The organism is Pseudacidovorax sp. NFM-22, from assembly GCF_021401245.1.
Lineage (GTDB): Bacteria > Pseudomonadota > Gammaproteobacteria > Burkholderiales > Burkholderiaceae_C > Xenophilus.
Genome location: NZ_JACBFY010000002.1, coordinates 663,023 through 686,108 on the forward strand (window position 1 = coordinate 663,023; position 23,086 = coordinate 686,108).

A 23,086-nucleotide genomic window follows, 5' to 3' on the forward strand; every position below is an offset into this window, starting at 1 on the left:
GCGGCGCGCGCTCAGGCCGCCGCGGGCCCGTGCGCGTCCATCACGGCCAGGCGGCGCGAGCCCGCGACGATGTCGCTGGGCGTGAGGCCGTACACCTGCCGGATCGAATGGCTGAAGTGGGTGGAATCGGGATAGCCGGCTTCCAGCGCGATGTCGGTGAGGCTCGTGCCCTGGTGCACATAGCGCAGCAGGCTGCGCGCCCGCTTCCAGGCGCGGAACACGCGAAAGGGCACGCCCACCTGGTCACGGAACAGGTGCAGGAAGCGCGAGAAGGACAGCCCCACCGACTCGGCACAGGCCTCGGCGGCCAGCGACTCGGCCGGGTTGGCGCAGATGCGGGCGATGACCTGCGCGATGCGTGCGTCCAGCCGCCGAGGCACCAGCGCCTGGCCAAAGAAGAGCTGGTCGAAATCGGCGGGCGCCGCGGCCTGGCCCTGGCAGGCGGCCAGCAACTGCGCATGGGCCACACGCACGCGGCGGACCATGGCCTCGTCATGCACCGCACCGCTGTGCTGCAGCAACGCCGGCAGGGCATCGGCCTCGACCGACTCCGCCTCGACCACCACGTTGAAGACCTGGGGCTCGGGGCTTTCGACGCGATGGGGCATGTGCGGCGGCACCACCAGCAGCTCGCCCGACTGCCAGGGGCCGCCATCGATGCTCACACGATTGGGCAGGCCGCGCGGCGACACATACACCGCATGACCGCCCAGGCTGCGCGAGCGCGTCGCGCCCAGCAGCCCCGCGTAAAAGACGCGCTGCGACGTCAGCCACATCACGCGCTCGCCTGCGGCGCGCGCTGCCCTGCTGGTGTGCATTCCCGTGTCTCCTCCTGGCAGAAGGTGCGGCCCCGTGGCGCCGGGGCCAGGGTGCGAAGCGGCTCCCGCCAAGGCCGCACCCGGCAGCCCGTTCGACGGGAAGCGCGCGCCATCGTAGTGGCGTGCCTGGGCGCTTGGAAGCGGGCGGCTCGAGGGACTTACCCTAGGGCGCATGGACATGTCTCCAACAGGTGTGAAGCCGGGGCTCTGCAGGCCCGGTCGTGGCTGCGAGGGTAGGCAGCGGCCCGCCCCCGGCGCTTGCGGCAACTGGCTGCCGGCCGCCCCCGGGCATCGGGACTGACCCGGGGAGCGGACGCTTGTCCCTCGCGTGACTGCGGGCAGCCCGGGCCCATGGTTCGGCTTCCGCGAGGTCGACACGGCCAGTAGCCAGGTGCGCGACGTCTTCCGCATGCAGCGCGACCCGGCGCTGGAGTACCCCTTCGCGGTGGGCGTCTCGGCCAGCCGCTTCGCGCTGGCCTCGTGGTTCACCGGCACGGTGCAGGTCGTGGACCGCGCCAACCGCCGGACGTTGCACACCCTGCACGGCCTCAAGGCCCCCTACGACGCAATCCCCATGGACGACGGCAGCGTGGTCTACACCGAGCTGGGCGCCGGCACGGTGACGCGCGCCAGCGGCCCCGACTTCGCGCAGCGCACGGTGCTGGCCAGCGGGCTGCAGGGCCCGCTGCAGCTGGCGCGCGATGCGGCCGGCCAGCTGTACGTGAGCGAAGCGGCCGGCCGCGTGCTGCGGCTGGTGCCCGGGGGCGCGCCAGCCACGGTGGCCTCGGGCCTGGCCATGCCCGAGGGCCTGGCCTTCACGCCCTGGGGCAGCCTGGTGGTGGCAGAGACGGCGGCGCGGCGCCTCACCGAGATCGACGTGGCGAGCGGCAACCGGCGCACCGTCGCCGACGACCTGCCCATCGGCATGGCGGGCAGCCCGGGCATGCCGCCCCCCTACGTGCCCACCGGCGTGGCCGTGGGCGAGGACGGCAGCATCTACTACTCGGCCGACCGCGACAACGGCATCTACCGCATCCGGCCGGCGCGCTGACCGCGCCCTGGTGCGGCCCCGTCGGGCCGCACAGTGCGTGGCCCTGCGCCTGCGCAACAGCCCGGCCGCCCCTGGGCCGTTAGCATTGCCCGTTGATCCTTCCGCCTCTTTTTCCTTTCTTCTTTTCCAATCTCGAGGAGCGAATCAATGGACATCCAGACCGTGGGCATCATCGGTGCCGGCACCATGGGCAACGGCATCGCACAGGCCTGTGCCGTGTCGGGCGTCAAGGTGGTGATGGTGGACATCAGCCAGGCCGCCGTGGACAAGGGCCTGGCCACCGTCTCGGGCAGCCTCGACCGGCTGATCAAGAAGGAAAAGCTCACCGAAGCGCAGAAGACCGCCGCGCTCGCGCTGATCCAGGGCTCCACCAACTATGACGACCTCAAGACTGCCCAGTTGGTCATCGAGGCCGCCACCGAGAACCACGAACTCAAGCGCAAGATCCTCAAGCAGGTCGATGCGCTGCTGGCACCCGAGGTGATCATCGCGTCCAACACCTCGTCCATCTCGATCACGCAGCTGGCGGCCGACACCTCGCGCGCCGACCGCTTCATCGGCATGCACTTCTTCAACCCGGTGCCGATGATGGCGCTGGTGGAGCTGATCCGCGGCTACCTGACCAGCGACGCCACGCACGACGCCGTGAAGGCGCTGGCCCTCAAGCTGGGCAAGCAGCCCATCACCGTGAAGAACGCGCCGGGCTTCGTGGTCAACCGCATCCTGGTGCCGATGATCAACGAGGCCTTCTTCGTGCTGGCCGAGGGCCTGGCCACGCCGGAGGACATCGACGCCGGCATGAAGCTGGGCTGCAACCACCCGATCGGCCCGCTGGCCCTGGCCGACATGATCGGCCTGGATGTGTGCCTGGCCGTGATGGAGGTCTACCTGGAGGAATTCGGCGACTCCAAGTACCGGCCCTGCCCGCTGCTCAAGGAGATGGTCGCGGCCGGCCAGTTGGGCCGCAAGACGGGACGCGGCGTCTACAGCTACTAGACAGGCCGGCGCACGGCGGCGCCGCTGGCCCGCCGCCCCGTTACCCTTGCACAACGGCCACCCTGCCCGCGCAGCACGGCCGGACGTCCCGCTGACGCGGGACATCCCCTCTTCCGAAGGACCCCTCATGCCCAACCTGCCGATCCGCCCAACCGTCCTGGTCCTGTCGCTGGCCTGCGCTGCCGCTTCCGTGCTCGCCGCGGAGCCTGCAGCAGAACCGCTGGCCGCCACCCAAGCACCAGCCGACGTGGCCGCGCCCCAGGTGCGCACGGCCACGGGTGCCGCCATCGCCGACCTCAACCTGGACCTGGCGCAGGGCACCGGTCGCTCTTACGCGGTGCAGTCGCAGCGCGTCTTCGGCACGGCGGTGGACATCGGCGTGCCCTCGGCCACCGCCGCGGCGGGCCCCGCCTTCCCGCGGCCGAACGCGCGCTCGAGCGCCACCTTCGAGCCCGCCACCACCACGGGCGGCCTCGGCCTGGCGAACGTGGCCTGGCTGGGCCTGCAGCGCCTCGGCAGCCGCGCGGACTGAGCATTCTTTCGGGCGGCTGCGCGCCGCGCCCTGGCTCAGCCCTGAAGCGACACCTTGCCGCGACCCGACTTGAGGGTCGACCGCAAGGCCTTGGACGCGAGCCGGCGCTGCTTCGCCCCGAAGGTCGGCGCAGTCGCCCGTCTCGGCCGGCGCACGGTGGCGGCCGAGGCGACGATCTCCTCCAGCCGGCTCACGGCCTCCGCCTTGTTCTGGTCCTGGCTGCGCGAGGACTGCGCCTTGATGACGATGACGCCGTCCTTGGTGATGCGCTGATCCTGGCGCTGCAGCAGCCGCTCCTTGACCGCGTCGGGCAGCGAGGAGCGGCGGATGTCGAAGCGCAGATGGACGGCGCTCGACACCTTGTGGACGTTCTGCCCGCCCGGCCCTTGCGCGCGGACGGCGCTGAACTCGATGTCGCGGGGGTCGATGGTGAGGGGCATGGCGGACGGGCAGTCTAGGGGATGCGCTTCCCCAATGTGCGGGCCGTGGCCATCCGCGGATCCGGGCGATCCGGGTCGTGGTGGCGGCCGTCGTCTGCGCGACGGCCATCCGCGCGCCGATGCCCTATGTTCCGCGGCTGGAGACAACACCCAGGACACACGGCCCCATGGACATCCAGACCCCCGCCCCACCGCCCGAAGGCTGCATCAGCTGCGAAGTCGTCGACACGCACATCCTGCTGATCGGCATCAACCGCCCGGCCAAGCGCAACGGCTGGACGCCGCGCATGTTCCGCGAGCTGGCCGAGGCCTACACGCGGCTGGACGACGAGCCCGATCTGCGCGTGGGCGTGCTGCATGCCTTCGGCGACCACTTCACCGCCGGGCTGGACCTGCCGCAGGTGGTGGAGCACCTGCGCCGCGGCGAAAAGCTCGCGCCCATGGGCCTGGTCGAGCCGCACGACTTCGGCCTGCCCGGCTACCGCCGCCGCACCAAGCCCATGGTCGCGGCCGTCAAGGGCATCTGCTACACGGTGGGCATCGAGCTGATGCTGGGGGCCGACATCACGGTGGCGGCCGACGACTGCCGCTTCTCACAGATGGAAGTACAGCGCTGCATCCTGCCCACCGGCGGCGCCACGCTGCGCATGCCCGAGCGCGCCGGCGTGGGCAATGCGCTGCTGCACCTGCTCACCGCCGACGAGTTCGATGCCGCCGAGGCCTACCGCTGCAACTTCGTGCAGAAGGTGGTGCCGGCGGCCGAGGTGCTGGACGTCGCCCTGGGCATCGCCCGCCGCATCGCCGCGCAGGCACCGCAGGCGGTGGTCGCCACGCGCCTGAACGTGCTCAAGGCCATCGAGCTGGGCCAGGCTGCTGCCGTGGCCGACTTCGGCCCGGTGCAGCAACGCCTGCAGACGACGGAGGACGCCGCCGAGGGCGTGCGCGCGTTCGTCGAACGGCGGCCGGCGCGCTTCACCGGTCGCTGAGGGCGCGGCACGGACAGGGACGGCGGCCCTGTCCGCGGCATGGTCTTGTGCACGATTGATTTGCGCGCAATTTAATTGCGCGCACAATCCAAGCCATGCCCAAGACGCCCACCACCGCCGAACTGCTCAGCCTGGACAACCAGCTGTGCTTCGCGCTGTATTCGGCGTCGCTGTCCATGACGCGGCTGTACAAGCCGCTGCTCGACGAGTTGGCGTTGACCTACCCGCAGTACCTGGTGATGCTGGCACTGTGGGAGGCCGATGGCGTCACCGTGTCGGACCTCGGCACACGGCTGTCACTGGACTCCGGCACGCTCACCCCTCTGCTCAAGCGCCTCGAAGCGACCGGGTATCTCACCCGCATGCGCGACGTGGCCGACGAGCGGCGCGTGCTGATCCGCCTGACGGCCGAGGGCCGGACGCTGCGGGCCCGGGCCGTGCAGGTGCCGCAGTGCCTGCTGGCCGCCAGTCAGTGTTCGCTGGAGGAGCTCTCGCAGCTCACCCGGCAATTGCAGGCGCTGCGCGACCGCGTGTCCGCCGCCTGATCGTTCCTTGCCTCCCTTGTTTTCCCCACCCAACCCAGGAGAAAGACCATGACCCACAAGCTCGAAAAAGTGCTCTACACCGCCCAGGCCCACACCACCGGTGGCCGCGACGGTGCCAGCAAGACCAGCGACGGCGCCCTGGACGTGACGCTGAGCTCCCCCGGCTCCGGCAAGCCCGGCACCAACCCCGAGCAGCTGTTCGCGGCTGGCTACTCCGCCTGCTTCATCGGCGCCATGAAGGCCGTCGGCCCCAAGGTCGGCGTGAAGGTGCCCGATGACGTGAGCATCGACGCCAGCGTCTCCCTGGGCCCGATCAAGGGTGGCGCCGCCTACGGCATCGCCGCCAAGCTGGCGATCACCCTGCCGGGCCTGGACGACGAGCAGAAGAAGAAGCTGGTCGACGCCGCCCACGAGGTGTGCCCCTACTCCAACGCCACCCGCGGCAACGTCGAGGTCGAGCTGTCGATCGCCTGATCGCCGCGCTCGCCTTGCGATGAAAGACGCCACCTTCGGGTGGCGTTTTTTTTGGCGCTGCCGGACTGGCGCCTCAGGGCGCTGGCGGTGCCGGTGCCGCCATCAGCGCCAGCAGCCGCTGCGCATGCACATGCGGCGGACCGCGGCGCCAGATGGCGTGGGCTTCGGACTGGCCCGAGGCATCGGCCAGCGGGCGAAAGACCACGCCGCGCAGCCCGGCGCGCTGCATGGCGGCCGGCACCAGCCCCACGCCCAGGCCTTCGGCCACCAGCGCCAGCACGGCCAGCCAGTGGCGCACTTCGTGGCGCACCTGGGGCACGAAGCCGGCCGCCACGCATAGGTCGAGGATCCGCTCGTGGTAGTCGGGCGAGGCCTCGCGCGAGAAGAGCACCAGCGTCTGCTCGCGCAGGGCCGGCAGCGCCACCTCGCGCCGACGCGCCAGCGCGTGACCGCTGGGCAGGCAGCACACGAAGGGCTCGCGCACCAGCAGGCGCTGCGCCAGCTCGTCCGGGATGCGGCTGGTGTGGATGAAGCCCAGGTCCAGCTGGTCGTGTTGCAGACGCGCCGTCTGCTCGGCCGAGTTGAGTTCGGTCAGGCTGAGCTTCACGCGCGGATGCGCCGCCTGGAAGCGCCGCAGCGCCTGGGGCAGCCCGCGGTAGAGCATGGCGCCGACGAAGCCCACCCGCAGCCGGCCGGCGGAGCCCTCGGCCACGTCGCGCACCTCCTGCGCGGCCTCGGCAGCCTGGGCCAGCAGCCGGGCAGCCGAGGCCTGCAGCGCGAGGCCCGCCGGCGTGAGGCGCACGGCCTTGCTGGTGCGCTCGAACAGGCGCGCGCCCAGGCGTGCCTCCAGCTGGCGGATGGCCACCGACAGCGGCGGCTGCGAGATGGCCAGCCGCTGCGCGGCGCGGCCGAAGTGCAGCTCCTCGGCCAGCACGGCGAAGTAGCGCAACTGCCGCAGATCCATCGATAGCTCCTTCGAATGGAACATGTGTCAAACGATATTAGACCTGCATGGATCGGCTTCCAACAATGCGCGCAAGGCCCGCCCACCGTTCGCGTGACGCCGGCCACCGAACCAGGAGACACGCGCCATGCCCGACACCCGCCCGCCCGCGGCGACCGCCGCCATTCCCGACCGCCACGGCCAGAACCTCTACACCACCGACGCCGAACTGCAGCGCCTGCTGGCGCTGTACCTGCCCGCGCCGCTGCTCGCCCACCTGCAGCCGCACCTGCAGCGGCTGGGCGCCCTGGCCGGCGGCCCGCTGGACACGCTGGCCGGCACCGCCGACCAGAACCCGCCGACGCTCAGCCTGCGCAGCCGCACCGGCCAGGACGAACAGCGCATCGTCAAGCACCCGGCCTACGTGGAGATGGAGCGCCTGGCGCTGGCCGAATTCGGCCTGGGCGCCATGTCGCACCGTGAGGAGACGCTGGGCTGGCGCGGCAAGATGCCGCCTGCGGTCAAGTACGCGCTGACCTTCCTCTTCGTGCAGGCCGAGTTCGGGCTGTGCTGCCCGGTCTCGATGACCGACTCGCTCACCCGCACGCTGCGCAAGTTCGGCAGCCCCGAGCTGGTGGCGCGCTTCCTGCCGCGACTCACCTCGCTGGACTTCGACGAACTGGCCCAGGGCGCCATGTTCATGACCGAACAGGCCGCAGGCTCCGACATCGCCGCCACCGAGACGCGCGCCTGGCAGGACGAGGCCGGCCAGTGGCGGCTGTCGGGCGACAAGTGGTTCTGCTCCAACCCCGACGCCGACTTCGCCATGGTGCTGGCCCGCGCGGATGGCGCGCCGGCCGGCATGAAGGGCGTCTCGCTCTTCCTGCTGCCGCGGCGCCTGCCAAATGGCGCGCTCAACCACTACCGCATCGTGCGGCTCAAGAACAAGCTGGGCACGCGCTCCATGGCCAGTGGCGAGATCCGGCTCGACGGCGCCGTCGCGCACCTGGTGGGCGAGGCCGGCCGCGGCTTCGTGCAGATGGCCGACATGGTCAACAACTCGCGCCTGTCCAACGGCGTGCGCGCCGCCGGCCTGATGCGCCGCGCGGTGGCCGAGGCCGAGTTCATCGCCCGCGAGCGCCGCGCCTTCGGCCGCACGCTGGCGCAGATGCCGCTGATGCAGCGCCAGCTCGACAAGCTGCGCGTGCCGGCCGAGCAGGCCCGCACGATGGTCTTCCAGACCGCGCGCACGCTGGAGCGCTCCGACGGCGGCGATGCGCAGGCCTATGCGCTGCTGCGCATCCTCACACCGCTCATCAAGTTCCGCGCCTGCCGCGACGCGCGCAAGGTCACCGGCGACGCCATGGAGGTGCGTGGCGGCTGCGGCTACATCGAGGAATGGAGCGATCCGCGTCTGGTGCGCGACGCGCACCTGGGCTCGATCTGGGAAGGCACCAGCAACATCGTGGCGCTGGACGTGCTGCGCGCCATCCGCCGCGAGGGCTCGCTGCCGGTGCTGCGCGCCCATGTGGATGGCCTGCTGGCCGAGGCCGGGCACGCGCTGGCCCCCGCCTTCGTGCAGGCGCTGCGCGAGGCCATGGACCGCGCCTGCGCCTTGGCCGAGACGGCCACGCAGGACGGCGGCGACGTGCTGGCGCGGCAGGCGGCCTCGGCCCTCTACCACTGCACCAGCGCCACCGCCATGGCGTGGGAAGCGGTGCGCACCGGTTCGGCCGACCGGCTGCGCTGGGCGCAGCTGGCGCTGCTGCACCGCGTGCTGCCGCGCGACCCGCTGGCACCGGATGCGCTGCCCGCGGGCTGGCAGACGATGCCGGCCGCGGCGCCCGCGCCCGCCGTGCAGACGCCCGCCTGACGCGGGCTTGCACCCGCCGGTCGGCGCCCGATCGCGCATCACGCCTCTTGCGCCGTTGAGGCCGATGGGCGCACGCAGCCCCGACCGCTTTTCCGCCCCCGCCCCCCGATACCGACAACGAAACGGAGACACCCATGACCCCAGCCCTTCTTCGCCGCCGCCAGTTCGCCCTGGCCGCCACCGCCGCCGCGCTGATGCCCGTGGCCTTCGCGCAGGCGCCCTTCCCGTCCAAGCCCGTCATGCTCGTCGTGCCGTTCCCGCCCGGCGGCCCGACCGACGCCATGGCCCGCACGCTGGCCGCCGAGATGAGCACCCGCCTGGGCCAGCCCATGGTGGTCGAGAACCGCGCCGGCGCCGGCGGCAACATCGGTGCCGAGTACGTGGCGCGGGCCGAGGCCGATGGCCACACGCTGATGTTCGGCACCTCGGGCCCGCTGGCCATCAACGTGAGCCTGTACCGCAGGATCGGCTACGACCCCACCAAGAGCTTCGCGCCCGTCATCCAGGTGGGGCACCTGCCCAACATCCTGGTGGTCAACCCCGCGCTGCCGGCCAAGGACGTGAAGGAGCTGGTCGCCTATGCCAAGGCCAACCCCAACAAGCTGAGCTATGCCTCGTCGGGCAACGGCGCCTCGTCGCACCTGGCGGGCGTGCTGTTCAACAGCATGGCGGGCACCGAGATCCTGCACGTGCCCTACAAGGGTACCGGACCGGCCCTCAACGACCTGCTGGGCGGGCAGGTGAGCATGACCTTCACCGACATCCTCACCGCCCTGCCCTACATCAAGGCCGGCAAGCTGCGCGCCCTGGGCGTGGCCACGGCCACACGCTCGCGCGCGCTGCCCGAGGTGCCGACCATCGCCGAGCAGGGCTACAAGGGCTACGACGTCAGCGTGTTCTTCGGCATCGTGGCGCCGGCCGGCACGCCTGCCGACCGCATCGCGCTGCTCAACCGGCAGTTCGCGGAGGTGCTGGCCTCGCCCAAGGTCAAGCAGTCCTTCGACGCGCAGGGCCTGGAGCCCGCGCCCGACACCTCGCCGCAGCAGCTGGCCCGCTTCATCGCCGCGGAGACGGCCAAGTGGAAGGGCGTGGTCGCGCAGTCCGGCGCGCAACTCGACTGAGGCAAGAGCTCTTTTCCATGCAGCTGCATTCCCAACCCGGCGCGCTGGCCGGCATCCGCGTGCTCGACCTGTCGCGCATCCTCGGCGGGCCCTACTGCGGGCAGATCCTGGGCGACCACGGCGCCGACGTGCTCAAGGTGGAGCCGCCCGGCGGCGACGACACCCGCACCTGGGGCCCGCCGTTTCGCGACGGCGTGGCCTCGTACTACCACGGGCTCAACCGCAACAAGCGCATCCAGCACCTGGACCTGACGACGGCCGAGGACCGGGAGCGGCTCCTGGCCCTGATCGCCGAGGCGGACGTGCTGATCGAGAACTTCAAGACCGGCACCATGGAACGCTGGGGCATCGGCCAGGCCGAACTGTGTCAGCGCTTTCCGCGCCTGGTGTGGTGCCGCGTCACCGGCTTCGGCAGCGACGGCCCGCTGGGCGCGCTGCCCGGCTACGACGCCGCGGTGCAGGCCATGACCGGCATCATGAGCATCAACGGCGAGGCCGACGGCGGCCCGCTGCGCGTGGGCCTGCCGGTGGTGGACATGGTGACCGGCATGAATGCCGCGCTGGGCGTGCTGATGGCCCTGCAGGAGCGCGAGCGCAGCGGCCGCGGCCAGCTGGTGGAGGCGGCGCTGTACGACAGCGGCCTCGCGCTGCTGCACCCGCATGCGGCCAACTGGTTCATGGACGGCCGCGCGCCCAAGCGCACCGGCAATGCGCATCCCAACATCTACCCCTACGACGCGCTGCGCACGGGCACCGACCCGGTGTTCGTGGCCGTGGGCAACGACCGGCAGTTCGCGGCCTTCTGCCGTGTGATCGGCGTGCCCGGGTTGTCGGAGCTGCCCGACTACGCCACCGCCGGCGCCCGCTCCGCCCACCGCGATGCGCTCAAGACGGTGCTGGAGGCGCAGATGGCCACCCTGGACGGCCGCGCGCTGGTGGAGGACCTGATGGCCGCGGGTGTGCCCGCAGCGCCGGTGCTGGACGTGGAAGCGGCCCTGCGGCATCCGCACACGGCGCACCGCGGCATGGTGGTGGAGATGGAGGGCGGCTGGCGCGGGCTGGGCTCGCCGATCAAGCTGGACCGCACGCCGGCCAGCTACCGGCATGTGCCGCTGACGCCGGGCGACCGGTTCGCGCCGCGGGACTGAAACGGGGCGCGCCGACGGCGCGCGTGAAGCACGGGCGTCACCCAGGCGACGGCGTCCAGGCTTGTCCCGTCGCAGGCCGGTCGCGCAGCCGCTAAGGTGCGCACTCCCCCGCCGGAGACCCGACGCATGCCCACCACCGACTTCCTCGTCCATCCCACCGACCTCGGCCAGACGCGCCTGCGCGAGCGCGAGGACAGCCCGCTCGAACCCGGTCAGGTGCGCCTGGGCATCGACCGTTTCGCGCTCACGGCCAACAACGTCACCTATGCCGCCTTCGGCGACGCCATGGGCTACTGGCGCTTCTTTCCCACCGGCGAGGACGACGCGCGCTTCGTGCCGGTGTGGGGCTTCGCGCGGGTGCTGCAGTCCACCCACGCGGGCGTGGCGGTGGGCGAGCGGGTGTACGGCTTCTTCCCCACGTCGTCCAAGGTGGTGCTGACGCCCGGGCGGCTCTCGCAAGAGCGCTTCACCGACATGGCGGCCCACCGGGCCGAGCTGCCGGCGGTCTACAACCAGTACTTCCGCTGCGCCAGCGATCCGCTCTACACCGCCGACACGGAGGACATCCAGGCGCTGCTGCGGCCGCTGTTCATCACCTCGTGGCTGATCGACGACTTCCTGGGCGACAACGCCTTCTTCGGCGCCGCCGAGGGCGGGCGGGCCACGGTGCTGCTGTCCAGCGCATCGAGCAAGACGGCCTACGGCACCGCCTTCCAGCTGGCGCAGCGGCCCGACGTGCGCGTGGTCGGCCTCACCTCCGACCGCAACCGTGCCTTCTGCGAAGGCCTGGGCTGCTACGACGAGGTACTGGCCTATGGCGAGCTGGACCGCATCGCCGCCGACGCGCCCTGCGTCTACGTGGACTTCGCCGGCAACGGCGAGCTGCGCCGTGCCATCCACGAGCGCTTCGGCCAGCTGCGCTACAGCATGGTGATCGGCAACACGCATGTGGACCAGCGCGCACCCGAGGGCACGGCCAAGACGCTGCCCGGACCGCGCGCCACCTTCTTCTTCGCGCCGACACAGATCAAGAAGCGCACTGGCGAGTGGGGTGCCGAGGCCTTCGGCCAGAAGCTGGCGGAGGGCTGGCAGGCCTTCACCGGCCGCGCCACGCAGGCCGATGCGCCCTGGCTGCAGGTGCAGCAGCACCGGGGCGGCGCGGCGCTGCAGGCGCTGTGGCCCACGGTGATGCACGGGCGGGGCGATCCGCGCGCGGCGCACGTCGTGTCGCTCGCCCCCTGAACCGCGGCGCAAGACACCACCGGCGTGCCGCGGCGGCACGAGGCCGACAATGCCTCGATGCCTGACACCCCGGCCCTCGGCCACCCTTACGAATCCCTCACGCCGGACGCGGTGCTCGACGCGCTGGCCAGCGTCGGCCTGTACGGCGACGGCCGGCTGCTGACGCTCAACTCCTACGAGAACCGCGTCTACCAGGTGGGCCTGGAAGACCGCTCGAACGTGGTCGTCAAGTTCTACCGGCCCGGCCGCTGGAGCGACGCGCAGATCCAGGAGGAGCACGACTTCGCCACCGAGCTGGCCGCGGACGACATCCCCGTCGTCGCGCCGCTGGCGCTGGAAGGCCGCACGCTGCACCACCATGGCGGCTTCGCCTTCGCGGTGAGCCCCTCGCGCGGCGGGCGCGCACCCGAGCTGGACGACTTCGAGGTGCTGGAGTGGGTGGGCCGCTTCCTCGCGCGCATCCACGCCGTGGGCCGCAAGAAGCCCTTTGTCGAGCGGCCCGCGCTGGACCTGGCGAGCTTCGGCACCACCTCGCGCGACTGGCTGCTGGCGCACGACATGGTTCCGCTGGACGTGCAGAAAGAATGGGAAGCCGCCTGCAACGAGGCGCTCGCAATGATCGGCACCACGGCCCTGGACACGAGCCGACCCGCTGGCGACCTGCGCTGGCTTCGGGTGCACGGCGACTGCCATCCCGGCAACATCCTCTGGACGCCCACCGACCGGCCCGGCGGCGGCCCGCACTTCGTCGACCTGGACGACGCCCGCACCGGCCTGGCCGTGCAGGACCTGTGGATGCTGCTCTCGGGCGACCGCGCGCAGCGCACCGCGCAGCTGTCGGGCCTGCTCGACGGCTACGAGCAGATGCGCGAGTTCGACCGCCGCGAGCTGGCGCTGATCGAGCCGCTGCGCACCCTGCGCCTGCTGCACTACAGCGCCTGGCTCGCCCGCCGCTGGCAGGACCCGATCTTCCCGATCAACTTCCCCTGGTTCGGCAGCAGCGACTACTGGAAGGGCCAGATCCAGATGCTGCAGGAACAGTGCGAGGCGATGGCCGAGGAGCCTCTCCATGCCTGAAGCCGCGGCCGCCCCCATCGACGCCGGTCTGTGCCCCTTCTGCGGCCAGCCCAATGCCTGCGGCGCCGAAGCGGCGCGCTGCAGCGGCGAGCCGTGCACCGACTGCTGGTGCATGACGGTGGCCATCCCGCCTGCGCTGCGGGTCCAGGTGCCGGCCGAAGCGCAGGGACTGGCCTGCATCTGCCAGCGCTGCGTCGCCAAGGCCAGCCCATCCGACGCGACAGGCGCCTGAGGCCGCGCCTTTACCGCGGGCTTACAGCGGCAGGCACTTGAGCTGCACGCCGGGCGCCTGCAGGCGCTCCGCGTACAGCCCTTCGCGCGCGGGCGACAGCAGCGCGTGCAGGCCTTCCATCAGCGGCACGGTGTCGCCGGCCTTGGCCTGGCGGTAGCAACGGCCCAGGTTCTCCAGGCTGGCCTTGAGCGACTGGCCCTGCGCGGCATCGCTGCGCGCCAGCGCGTCGGCCTGGGCGTTGAGCCAGTCCTCCTGCGCCTTGAGGCTCTGGTCGGGCAGCTTGGCGGCCTCTTCCTTGGGGATCATGGTGGCGTACAGGCGCTGCAGGCTCTGCTCGCCGCCCTGGGCCATGCGCAGGCTGGCGTCGTAGTGCACCTCGAAGCTGCCCTGGCGCCAGATCACGCGGCGCACCTTGTAGTCGAGCTGGCCCTCTGCCCCGCCCAGGGTCTGGATCAGTTCGCGGGCCTTGGTGTTGTCCGGGTCCTCGCCAAAGTTCTGACGCAGGGCCTGCGCGATGGCGGCGTCGTCGGGATAGCGGATGTCGCCACCGGCCGCATTGCGCTCGCATCCCTGGAGCAGGGCCGCGCCGGCCAGCACGGCAGCCAGCGCCACCGGCAGGCGCCGGGGCATCGTTCTTCTCAAAAACATGGTCTGAAGGTCAATGGAACACGGCCGCAGTGTGCGGGCCGGATCGACCGGCGCACGCCAGAGAAGGCCGACGGACGGTTACGGCCATGCCGGGTTTGTGAACGCCTGTTTCCAAATTGTGTCCAGCCTGACCGCGAATTCGTTTCAGCGGCACGACTTCGGGTTTGACAACCCCCTTCAGCTTCCGTTAAGGCTCGCCACCCCTTCGCTGGCCCCGAAAACTGACCACTTTGGTGCACAACCTGACCCGGAGGGAGCTGAGGACGACGCCTCCCATGCGTCTTGGCCTACGGAGTCCAGACCGCGAAATTCTTCACACTCCGGCGCGGGATTTGGAAGCAAACGCAAAAAAATGTGAGCAACACAGCGACTTACATCTATGTCAAAGCGACATCCGGGACGCCGATAGATTGCGGTCCGTGGTCCCGAGCGGACCGCGCTTCAACCCATCTCTCATCGCATCCAACAGGAGTCCCTTTCATGAAGAAATTCGTTGCAGCCGGTGCCGTCGCCCTCATGGCCGGCTTGTGCGCCCCCGCTTTTGCGCAGAGCGGCGCCGTCACCATCCCGGGCGTGGGCAAGGCCAGCGGATCCACCGGTTCCGAGATCACCAACAGCCGCATCACCGTCAGCGGCAACAAGGCCCGCGACGTGCTGGCTGGCGGCGGCGAGGCCGGCGTGATGAAGGTCGGCGCCAACGTCAGCATGACCGGCATGGCCAACGTCAACTCCGTGAACATCACCGGCTCGAAGGTGCGCAACAGCGAGATCACCGTGAGCGGCAACGAGGCCGACACCATCAAGGCCATCGGCGGCACCGCCAACGTCAACTCCGTCAACATCAACTGAGCGGACGCCCCCGCTCGGTGCGCCGGGACGGCCACCGGGCGGGAGGGCTGATCCGCCCGCCGTCCCGGACACCGGATGGAGACCGTGCCCGTGCCCCAGGCCCCACGAAAGAAGAACACCGCCCTCGTCCATGCCCTCGCCCTCGTGTGCGGCGGCTTGGCCGGCCTGGCGACGACCGGCGTGCAGGCGCAGGAAAGCGTGCTGCACGGGCTGGGCTGGATCACCGAGCGCCCCGGCTCCACGCTGGAGAGCGGCAGCAGCGCCCGCAACACGGGCAACCGCGCCACCGGCGAGGTGATGGCCGGTGGCGGCAAGGCCACGGTGGGCGCCGGCATCGCCGGCTCGGCCGAGCTCATCGCCACCTCGCAGGCCAACATGATCGGCCTGTCCGCACTCGACACGCGCAACACGCAGGTGTCGGTGCTGCAGAACCAGGTCAGCGGCTTCGTGCGGGCCATCGGCGGCGCGGCTTCGGCCAACAGCGTGCTGCTGTCGGGCGGCCAGGGCCGCCGGCCGCTGGCCGACAGCCGCATCCAGATCCAGAACAACCAGGCGAGCCGCATCGAGGCCCACGGCGCCAAGGCGTCGGTGGCGCTCGGCGCGGGCTCGCTGCAACTGCCCGGGCGCGCCACGGCCAACGGCCTGCTGGCCGACGAGAGCGACCTGCGCCGCCTACGCGCCGACGTCACGGGCAACCGTGCCGAAGGCGTGGCCTCGCTCGGCGGCGCGGCCATTGCCAACGGCAGCACCCTGGCCCGCACGCCGGTGGACGACCTGCAGATCACCCAGACCGACAACCGCGCCCGCGATGTGCGCGCCGGTGGCGGCAGCGCCAGCGTGGGCTGGGGCGCCATCGCCTCGGCGCAACTCAGCGGCGTGGCCGCGGCCAATGCGCTGACGGCCGCCAACAGCCGGCTCGAAGGCGCACGGCTGCTGCAGCAGGGCAACCAGGCCGAATCGATCACGGCCACGGGCGGCAGCGCCCTGGCCAACAGCCTGAACCTGGCCGACTACCAGGGCGCCGCGCTGCGCCAGTACAGCGCGCAGATCGCCAACAACCGCGCCACCCGCGTCGATGCCGATGGCGGCAGCGGCTCGGTGCTGGGCGGCGCGCTGGCCGATGTGCAGATGGCTGCCGTGGCGCTGGCCAACAGCATCTCGGTGCAGGGCGGCAGCGTCGAGGGCAGCACCCGGCACACGGTCAGCGGCAACGTGGCAGACGGCGTGCGCGCCAACGGCGGCGCGGCCGTGGCCAACAGCGTGTGGCTGAGCAAGGCCACCACGCGCGCCACCAGCGTGGTCATCCAGGACAACAAGGCCGACAACGTCGCCACCACCGGCTTCCAGGGCAGCGCCGCGGGCGGCCTGATCGCCTCGGGCGAGCAGAACGCGATGGCGCTGGTCAACAGCCTGGGCGTGCTGGGTTCCGAGGTGGACGCGGGCCGCGTCGACATCCTCGGCAACCAGGCCTCGGGCCTCTCGTCGCGCGGCGGCAAGCTGGTGGCCAACGCGGTGAGCGTGGAAAAGGGCGACGGCGGCGCATCGCGCCTGTCGGCCCGCACCACGGTGCAGGACAACAGTGCCCGCCAGGTTTCCACCGGCGCCGCCTCGGGCGCGGTCGCGGGCGGCCTGGCCTCGACCGACCAGAACGCACGCGCGGCCGTCAATGCGGTGGTGCTGCACCAGAACGCGCGCGCCGACGGCGGCTCCACCCTGCAGGTGACGGGCAACCGCGCGTCCAACGTGAGGGCGCCGGGCGGCACGGCGCTGGTCAATGCCCTGGGCGTCTACCGCGACTCGCAGCTCTCGGGCAGCCCGGTGACGCTGGCCGACAACCAGGCCAGCGACGTGACGGCAGGCGGCGGCTCGGGCCAGGCCATGGGCGCCGGCTCGGCGAAGAACGGCATCCTGGTCGCCAACGGCCTGTACCTCGAAGGCGAGGGCGGCGCGCGGCTGGCGTCGTCGCCACTCACGGTGCGCGGCAACACGGCGCGCCAGCTGCAGGCCGATGGCGGCCGGGTGAATGCCAACGCGCTGGCCGTCAACGGCCAGGGCGATGTCCAGGCCAGCCCGGTCACGCTGACCGGCAACCAGGCCAGCGACGTGCGCAGCAGCGGCAAGGAAGGCACGCTCTTCGGCAAGGCCGTCAGCGGCGGCGTGGGCCAGGCCTATGCCAACGCGGTGCAGGTGCTGGGCCAGTTGCGGGGCAGCAGCCTGGCGCTGGCCGACAACATGGCCGGCCAGGTGCGCGGTGACCAGGCCCTGGCGCTGGCCAACAGCGTGCTGCTGGACGAGAACGCGACGCTGGAAGGCAGCAGCGTCAGCCTGCGCGGCAACCAGGCGCAGGGCGTGCAGGCCCAGGGCGGCCATGTGGCGGCGGCCAACAGCCTGGTCAACGAAGGCCGCATCAGCGGTGCGCAGATCGGCATCGACGGCAACCGCGCCACCGTGCAGGCCGATGGCGGGGACGCCATCGCCAACACGGTGCGCAACCGCGGCAGCATGGCCGGCAGCCGCGTGACCATCAGCGGCAACCAGGGCCAGGTGGCGCGCAAGGGCACGGCCAACAGCGTGGACAACGGCGGCACGCTGGCCGGCGGGCAGATCACCATCCTGGGCAACCAGGGCAGCGCGCAGGACGGCGGCACGGTCAATTCCTTCGTCAACAGCGGCCGTGCGACGGGCAATGTGCACATCGCCGGCAACACGGGCAGCGCGCGCGGCAACGGTAGCCTGGCCAACAGCGTGCGCAACACCGGCAACCTGGCGGCCAACATCACCATCCTCGGCAACCAGGGCACGGCCAGCGGCGGCGGCGTGGTCAACAGCGTGGTCAACCGCGGCAACCTGAGCGGCGCGGTGGCCATCGTGGGCAACCGCGGCACGGCGTCCAACGGCGGCACGGTCAACTCCCTGGTCAACACCGGCACCATGGCCGGCAAGGTGACCATCGCGGGCAACCAGGGCTCGGCCGGCATGGGCGGCACGGCCAACTCGGTCATCAACCGCGGCGTCATCACCGGCAGCGTGACCATCGTGGGCAACAACGCCCGCGCCGGCATGGGCACCACCACCGCCAGCGTGCGCAATGTGGGCGTGCTGGCCGGCTCGGCGGGCGTGGCTGGCGGCGCCCCCTGGGCGGCCAGCGTCGGCAAGACGATCACCCTGCCCTCCACCGGCGTGGTCAACCGCAGCGTGACCGTGGGCCCGGCGGTGACGGTGCTCAACATGTGATTCAACCCACTCTGGAGACCTTCTTCATCATGCACGCACGCACACCACGGTGGCCCCTTGTCGCCGCCGCCGCCGCCGCCCTGCTGCTGGCCGGCGGGGCGCAGGCCCAGCTCGTCAACTACAGCGAGCAACTGGGCAACTACAAGGACAACAAGGACGCGGGCGTGAAGCTGATCGACGGCGTCACGCCCGGCGTCACGGCCCGCGCCCGCGTGGCCAAGGCGCTGGAGCAGAACAAGGTGGTGGACCAGCAGGCGCTGGTGCAGCCCGACGGCACGCTCAAGCTGCCGGCCAACCAGACCAACCTGGTGGTCCGCACCGACTACAGCAACGTCCAGCAGGGGGCCGACGGCCAGCTGCGCATCGCGAGCCCGACGATCCAGGGCAACGTGAGCGGCAACGTGACGCTGTTCGTCGACGGCAAGGGGGTGGAGAACATCACCGTGCTCAATAACGGCCGCTGACGCACGGCCCGGCCCGCGCGGGCCGCACCACCGCGTACCGATAACAACAAAGCCCTTGCCGACCATGACCTTCGCACTCGCCCGCGGCGCCCGGATCAGCGCCCGCCTTGCCACCCTCGCTGCCGCCGCTGCCCTGGTGGCCGGCTGCGCCACCACGGAGAACGCCCTCAAGGACGCCGACCAGCTGCTCGCCGAGCGCGAGGCCGCCAAGTCCCTGCCCACCGCCAACCTGAGCCAGTACGCCGCCGCGCTCACCCGCTTCGGCACCATGCTCGACGTCTACAAGGACGGCGACCCGGTCGTCTACATGCAGACGCGCAACATCCTTGATGCGACCAACCTCTCCAACCCGCTGGTGGGTTCGGAGATCCCGGGCGACATCACCGAGATGGTCCGCACGGCCGTCAACCGCATCGGCGCACGCATCGTCTACGTGCCCTACCACCCCGACTACCTGATTTCGCAGGCCCAGCTGGGCGCGCGCTTCGGCGTGACGATGCCCGACTTCCTGATCACCGGCGCGCTGACCGAGTTCGACCGCGCGCTGTCGGGCGCGGGCCGCTCCAACTCGGCCAGCGTGGACTTCGGCAAGGGCAAGGGCGAGACCAACCTTGGTGCCGACTTCAAGCGCACCGCCATCCTCTCGGCCCTGGCGCTGGACCTGAACCTGGTGAGCTTCAGCACCCAGCAGATGGTGCCGCGCGTGCAGGCCTCGAACGTGATCAAGGTGCTGAACTTCAGCTCGGAGGACAACGCCAGTCTGGGCTTCTACGGCGATGCCTTCGGCTTCAAGCTGGAGGGCAAGTACCTCCAAGGGCGGCATTCGGCCATCCGCACGCTGGTGGACCTGAGCGTGCTGGAGCTGATGGGCAAGGCCACCAACACGCCCTACTGGCGCTGCATTCCCGGCGGCACGCCCGACCCGGTGGTGGTGGACAACATGCGCAAGTCCTTCGAGGCGCTGACGCCGCAGGTCAAGGTCGGACTGATCCAGGTGACGCTGCGCAAGTACGGCGAGAACGTGGCCATCAACCAGCAGCTGGACGCGCCCACGCAGGAGGCACTGCGCCGCGTGTATTCGAGCCGCTATCCGCAGCTGGGCGACACGGTGGACGTACTGAGCTGGCAGGGCTTCGAGCCGCTGTTCTTCGGCGTGCCCATGCCGTGGGACGGCCAGCTGGCCGCGCCCGCCACGGCGGTGCCCGCGGCCGGCACGGTGCCGCCGGCGGCCGCCGCACCCGCGAGGACCGGCGCATGAGGCTGCCGCAGCCTTTCCTTGCGAGCCGGCGGGCGGCCTGCCCGGCGCTGGCGACGCGCGCGGCCACAGGGGCCGCCTCGCTGGTGCTGGTGGCGATGGCCGCCGCCGTGGGCACCCCGGCCGCGCGGGCGCAGACGGTGATCGGCAACCCCGGCGCCGCCGTCAGCAGCGGCGCGGCCGGCGCCATCGTCAGCGGCTCGGCGGCGGCCACGCCGGTCACGCCCGCGGGCGCCAACACGGCGCCCTCCGCCGCGGCCGAGGCGGGCGCGCGCTTCGTCGAATCGTGCCAGCAGGCCATCGAGCGCGGCATGGTCAATCCCGGCTGCCAGGGGCCGCTGTACGGCAGCGAGATCGCCCGCCTGAAGGAAGACGCGCTGCGCACGCAGAACCCCGCCCTGCTCACGCTGCTGGGCGATGCGTACCAGAGCAACCGCAGCGGCATCTCCGACATCGGCCAGGCCTACCGCTGGTACCTGCTGGGCGCGGTGCGCGGCGACCCGCGTGCCATGCAGCGCCTGTCGGACCTGTACCGCAACGGCCAGGGCGTGCCCAAGGACAACATCAAGGCCCTGGGCTATGCCCGGCTGGCGCAGCGCCTGGCGCTGCCCGGCAGCCAGAACGCCAAGGGCGCGGCCGAGACCATCAACAGCCTGGGCCAGGAGATGGCGGCCGAGGAGACCGCCCTGGCCGACCGCTTCGCCAGCGAGCTGGAAGCGCAGATGCGGCAGCCCCCCGGCGCCGCGGCATCGGGAACGCCGGGCATGCCGGGCACGGCCTCGCCGCCCCCGGCCGCGGCCCTGGGGCCGGCCGGGCCCAAGCTCTCCGGCCCGCCCGGACTGGGCGCGCTGCGGGCGGCCGAGGCCGCTGCGCCCGCGGCGTCGCCCGCGCCTGCACCCGCCCCGGCCCGCTCGCCGCTCGGCGGCTTTCCGGGGCAGGAGGCGCTGCCGGCCACGCCCGCGCCCGCGCGCTGACCGCTGGACATCGACCGCCCCTGCGCATCCCGTGACGAGGCCTTCGCCATGACCCAGAACCCTTCCACCCCTTTCGCCGCCCCGGCCCGCAGCCCCTGGAGGGCGCTGCGCCTCGCAGCCGCGCTCGCCGCTGGCCTCGCGGCCGGCGCCGGCTGGGCCGCCGGCGTGTCCGACCGCAGCAACGGCACCACCACCATGATCGAGCGCCCCGGCCCCGGCACCAACCGCATCGAAGTCACCGGCAACAGCACCCGCAACGTGCAGGTGCGCTGCGCCGACGGCACGGCCGCCCCGGCCGGCGCCAACATCAACAGCGTCGACATCGACAGCCGCGCCCTGCAGGGCCGCACCGTCGTCGTCACCGGCCGCAACACGCGCGACGTGAAGGTCGGCGTCGGCTGCGCCGCCGGCGGCGCCGGTGGGGCGGCCAACGTCAACAGCGTCAACATCCGATGAAGTCCACGCACGCCTTTCCCCTCGCCGCCCTCGCGCTGTCGGCGGGCCTGCTGGCCGCCTGCTCCGACCGCGACAGCACACCGGCAGCCTCCACCCCCACGTCGGCACCGGCCGCGGCGCCGATGGCCAGCCCGGCGCCCGCAGTGCCACCGGCGGTGGCGCCCACCGAGGGCAGCGCTTCCGCGCCCGCGCCCGCTCCGGCGCCCGCCGCCGCCACGCCCACCAGCGCACGCCAGTTGCCGCTGACCGTGCAGGGCGTGGCCAGCGCCGGCCTCACCGTGCGCGTGAAGGGCGTGGAACTGGGGCCCGATGCGACCGTGCTGGACGTCAGCGCCTCCTTCGCCAGCCCGCTCACCAACTGGACGCAGATGGCGTCCGGCGACACCTACCTGCAGGACGAGGCCGGCAACAAGCTCATGCTCAAGCGGCCCGAGGACAACCGCTACCTCAAGATCAAGACCGGCGACACCATGGAAGGCCGGCTGGTCTTCCTGGGCGCGGTGCCGGCCGATGCGCGGCAGGTCAAGCTCGTCATCAACGAAGGCAGTCCGCAGGACGACACCAACAGCCCGGGCCTGGAGATGGTGCTGCCGCTCAAGGCCGGCGGATGAGGCGCACGGCGGCCATGGCCGGCGCGGCCGGGCTGTTCGCCGCCTGCGCCGCCCTGGCGCAGGCGCCCGCCGCGGCACCGGGCTACCAGGTGCGGCGCAGCGAGCAGCCCCTGGCCGGCCAGCCCACGCGCTGGCAGCCGGCCATGGGCGCCCCCCTGAGCGACTGGCGGCCGGCCGGCAGCACCGGCAGCTGGCAGGCGGCGCCGGCCCGGTCCACCTTCGGCAAGGCGGCGGCGCCCGACAGCGCGCTGCGCCTGGCAGAGGTGCCGCCCGCGCGCCTGGCCCGCACCCGCGCCCTGCTGACCGAACTGAACGCCCGGCCGACGCCGCAGAAGGCCATCGTGGTCGACCTGCCGGCGGACGTGCTCTTCGATTTCGACAAGGCCGATCTGCGGCCGGACGCCGAGCCCGCACTGGCTCGCGCGGCCGAACTGCTGCAGGGCTATCCCGAGGCCCCGGTGCGGGTGCGCGGCCACACGGATGCGCGCGGCAGCGATGCCTACAACGAGGCGCTGTCGCTGCGCCGCGCCCAGCGCGTGGCCGAGCGGCTGGCCGCTGCGACCGGGGTGCGGACGCTGCAGACCGAAGGCCTGGGCCGGCGCGAACCGGTGGCGCCCAACACCACGCCCGACGGCCGTGACGATCCCGAGGGTCGCCAGAAGAACCGGCGCGTCGAGATCGTCATCGGCCCGCGCACGGCAGGCGGATGAGCGAAGGACAAGGAAGGCCCATGGCGTTGATCGACTGCCCCGACTGCGGACGACGCGTGTCGCCACGCGCGCCCAGTTGCCCGAACTGCGGCGCGCCGATCGCGGCGGTCGGCCGCCCGGCCGACCCGCGTCTGGTGACGCCCGGCCTGCTCGGCCGCCTGGCGGCCGTCCTCGGCGCCTGGCTGGTGTTCCCGTGGGTGGCGCGGCTGCTGGCCTTCCTGGCGGGCATCGCCATGCTCGTCGTGATGTTCACGACCGCCCGCTGAATGGGCCCGGGTTGAGCCCCTCTCCCCTCGCGGGAGAGGGGTTGGGGAGAGGGGGGGTGCGCACTGCAACGTGCCTTGCACCGTGCACGCGCTGCTGCCCCTCTCCCCCGCCCTCTCCCGCGAGGGGAGAGGGAGCAAGGC

General features: G+C 71.9%; 25 protein-coding genes. 21 read left to right on the top strand and 4 right to left on the bottom strand.

Features of this window, described 5'->3' with window-relative positions:
- Positions 1-11 precede the first annotated feature (11 nt).
- The gene (locus tag L0984_RS08630; protein WP_234193292.1) at positions 12-818 is read right to left on the bottom strand and encodes a helix-turn-helix transcriptional regulator; all 807 of its coding nucleotides are present in this window, start codon (positions 816-818) and stop codon (positions 12-14) included.
- Positions 819-1,146: 328 nt separating this feature from the next.
- Between L0984_RS08630 and L0984_RS08635 the strand changes: the two genes are divergently transcribed.
- The 3 genes from L0984_RS08635 to L0984_RS08645 all read left to right on the top strand — a co-directional run bounded on the left by L0984_RS08635 (position 1,147) and on the right by L0984_RS08645 (position 3,397).
- The gene (locus L0984_RS08635) at positions 1,147-1,869 is read left to right on the top strand and encodes a hypothetical protein (protein ID WP_234193293.1); all 723 of its coding nucleotides are present in this window, start codon (positions 1,147-1,149) and stop codon (positions 1,867-1,869) included.
- A 147-nt stretch (positions 1,870-2,016) separates the two neighbouring features.
- Entirely contained in the window at positions 2,017-2,865 is an 849-nt protein-coding gene (locus L0984_RS08640; RefSeq protein WP_234193294.1) for a 3-hydroxybutyryl-CoA dehydrogenase, read from the top strand.
- A gap of 127 nt (positions 2,866-2,992) precedes the next feature.
- The gene (locus L0984_RS08645) at positions 2,993-3,397 is read left to right on the top strand and encodes a hypothetical protein (RefSeq protein ID WP_234193295.1); all 405 of its coding nucleotides are present in this window, start codon (positions 2,993-2,995) and stop codon (positions 3,395-3,397) included.
- A 35-nt stretch (positions 3,398-3,432) separates the two neighbouring features.
- Here the strand turns inward: L0984_RS08645 and arfB are convergent, their stop codons facing one another.
- Positions 3,433-3,837, bottom strand: a complete 405-nt coding sequence (arfB, locus tag L0984_RS08650; RefSeq protein ID WP_234193296.1) for an alternative ribosome rescue aminoacyl-tRNA hydrolase ArfB — start codon at positions 3,835-3,837, stop codon at positions 3,433-3,435.
- Between the two features lie 167 nt (positions 3,838-4,004).
- Between arfB and L0984_RS08655 the strand changes: the two genes are divergently transcribed.
- The 3 genes from L0984_RS08655 (at position 4,005) to L0984_RS08665 (ending at position 5,842) form a co-directional block, all read left to right on the top strand.
- Positions 4,005-4,823, top strand: coding sequence for a crotonase/enoyl-CoA hydratase family protein (locus L0984_RS08655; RefSeq protein WP_234193297.1), 819 nt, complete (start codon positions 4,005-4,007; stop codon positions 4,821-4,823).
- 95 nt (positions 4,824-4,918) lie between these two features.
- Positions 4,919-5,368, top strand: coding sequence for a MarR family winged helix-turn-helix transcriptional regulator (locus L0984_RS08660; protein WP_234193298.1), 450 nt, complete (start codon positions 4,919-4,921; stop codon positions 5,366-5,368).
- A 48-nt stretch (positions 5,369-5,416) separates the two neighbouring features.
- Entirely contained in the window at positions 5,417-5,842 is a 426-nt protein-coding gene (locus L0984_RS08665; RefSeq protein ID WP_234193299.1) for an organic hydroperoxide resistance protein, read from the top strand.
- A 73-nt stretch (positions 5,843-5,915) separates the two neighbouring features.
- Here the strand turns inward: L0984_RS08665 and L0984_RS08670 are convergent, their stop codons facing one another.
- Positions 5,916-6,806 (bottom strand): LysR family transcriptional regulator, encoded by an 891-nt coding sequence (locus L0984_RS08670; protein WP_234193300.1) that lies wholly within the window; start codon positions 6,804-6,806, stop codon positions 5,916-5,918.
- A 127-nt stretch (positions 6,807-6,933) separates the two neighbouring features.
- Between L0984_RS08670 and L0984_RS08675 the strand changes: the two genes are divergently transcribed.
- The 6 genes from L0984_RS08675 to L0984_RS08700 all read left to right on the top strand — a co-directional run bounded on the left by L0984_RS08675 (position 6,934) and on the right by L0984_RS08700 (position 13,478).
- Positions 6,934-8,658 carry an acyl-CoA dehydrogenase family protein gene (locus L0984_RS08675; protein WP_234193301.1) on the top strand — a complete coding sequence of 575 codons (1,725 nt, stop codon included), beginning with the start codon at positions 6,934-6,936 and terminating at the stop codon, positions 8,656-8,658.
- A gap of 134 nt (positions 8,659-8,792) precedes the next feature.
- Positions 8,793-9,779, top strand: coding sequence for a Bug family tripartite tricarboxylate transporter substrate binding protein (locus L0984_RS08680; protein WP_234193302.1), 987 nt, complete (start codon positions 8,793-8,795; stop codon positions 9,777-9,779).
- 17 nt (positions 9,780-9,796) lie between these two features.
- Positions 9,797-10,927 (top strand): CaiB/BaiF CoA transferase family protein, encoded by a 1,131-nt coding sequence (locus L0984_RS08685; RefSeq protein ID WP_234193303.1) that lies wholly within the window; start codon positions 9,797-9,799, stop codon positions 10,925-10,927.
- A gap of 126 nt (positions 10,928-11,053) precedes the next feature.
- Positions 11,054-12,169 (top strand): DUF2855 family protein, encoded by a 1,116-nt coding sequence (locus L0984_RS08690; RefSeq protein ID WP_234193304.1) that lies wholly within the window; start codon positions 11,054-11,056, stop codon positions 12,167-12,169.
- Positions 12,170-12,226: 57 nt separating this feature from the next.
- Positions 12,227-13,246, top strand: a complete 1,020-nt coding sequence (locus tag L0984_RS08695) for a serine/threonine protein kinase (protein ID WP_234193305.1) — start codon at positions 12,227-12,229, stop codon at positions 13,244-13,246.
- Complete coding sequence (locus L0984_RS08700) at positions 13,239-13,478, top strand: cysteine-rich CWC family protein (protein ID WP_234193306.1); 240 nt, start codon at positions 13,239-13,241, stop codon at positions 13,476-13,478. Before L0984_RS08695 ends, L0984_RS08700 begins: the two co-directional genes overlap by 8 nt.
- A gap of 21 nt (positions 13,479-13,499) precedes the next feature.
- Here the strand turns inward: L0984_RS08700 and L0984_RS08705 are convergent, their stop codons facing one another.
- Positions 13,500-14,108 (bottom strand): hypothetical protein, encoded by a 609-nt coding sequence (locus tag L0984_RS08705; protein ID WP_234193307.1) that lies wholly within the window; start codon positions 14,106-14,108, stop codon positions 13,500-13,502.
- A gap of 498 nt (positions 14,109-14,606) precedes the next feature.
- On the opposite strand from L0984_RS08705, the gene L0984_RS08710 reads away from it, so the two are divergent.
- The 9 genes from L0984_RS08710 to L0984_RS08750 all read left to right on the top strand — a co-directional run bounded on the left by L0984_RS08710 (position 14,607) and on the right by L0984_RS08750 (position 22,945).
- A complete protein-coding gene (locus L0984_RS08710) occupies positions 14,607-14,975 on the top strand; it encodes a hypothetical protein (protein WP_017757875.1) in 369 nt (122 codons plus the stop codon).
- Between the two features lie 75 nt (positions 14,976-15,050).
- Complete coding sequence (locus L0984_RS08715; protein WP_234193308.1) at positions 15,051-18,209, top strand: beta strand repeat-containing protein; 3,159 nt, start codon at positions 15,051-15,053, stop codon at positions 18,207-18,209.
- Entirely contained in the window at positions 18,206-18,673 is a 468-nt protein-coding gene (locus L0984_RS08720; RefSeq protein ID WP_234193309.1) for a hypothetical protein, read from the top strand. Before L0984_RS08715 ends, L0984_RS08720 begins: the two co-directional genes overlap by 4 nt.
- A gap of 64 nt (positions 18,674-18,737) precedes the next feature.
- Positions 18,738-19,931: a hypothetical protein gene (locus L0984_RS08725; RefSeq protein ID WP_234193310.1), complete on the top strand. Its 1,194-nt coding sequence runs from the start codon at positions 18,738-18,740 to the stop codon at positions 19,929-19,931.
- The gene (locus L0984_RS08730) at positions 19,928-20,902 is read left to right on the top strand and encodes a sel1 repeat family protein (protein ID WP_234193311.1); all 975 of its coding nucleotides are present in this window, start codon (positions 19,928-19,930) and stop codon (positions 20,900-20,902) included. Before L0984_RS08725 ends, L0984_RS08730 begins: the two co-directional genes overlap by 4 nt.
- A gap of 48 nt (positions 20,903-20,950) precedes the next feature.
- Positions 20,951-21,358 (top strand): hypothetical protein, encoded by a 408-nt coding sequence (locus tag L0984_RS08735; RefSeq protein ID WP_234193312.1) that lies wholly within the window; start codon positions 20,951-20,953, stop codon positions 21,356-21,358.
- Positions 21,355-21,969 (top strand): hypothetical protein, encoded by a 615-nt coding sequence (locus L0984_RS08740; protein ID WP_234193313.1) that lies wholly within the window; start codon positions 21,355-21,357, stop codon positions 21,967-21,969. Before L0984_RS08735 ends, L0984_RS08740 begins: the two co-directional genes overlap by 4 nt.
- Complete coding sequence (locus L0984_RS08745; protein ID WP_234193314.1) at positions 21,966-22,679, top strand: OmpA family protein; 714 nt, start codon at positions 21,966-21,968, stop codon at positions 22,677-22,679. The genes L0984_RS08740 and L0984_RS08745 overlap by 4 nt, the downstream gene beginning before the upstream one ends.
- A 20-nt stretch (positions 22,680-22,699) precedes the next feature.
- Positions 22,700-22,945 carry a zinc ribbon domain-containing protein gene (locus L0984_RS08750; protein WP_234193315.1) on the top strand — a complete coding sequence of 82 codons (246 nt, stop codon included), beginning with the start codon at positions 22,700-22,702 and terminating at the stop codon, positions 22,943-22,945.
- Positions 22,946-23,086 lie beyond the last annotated feature (141 nt).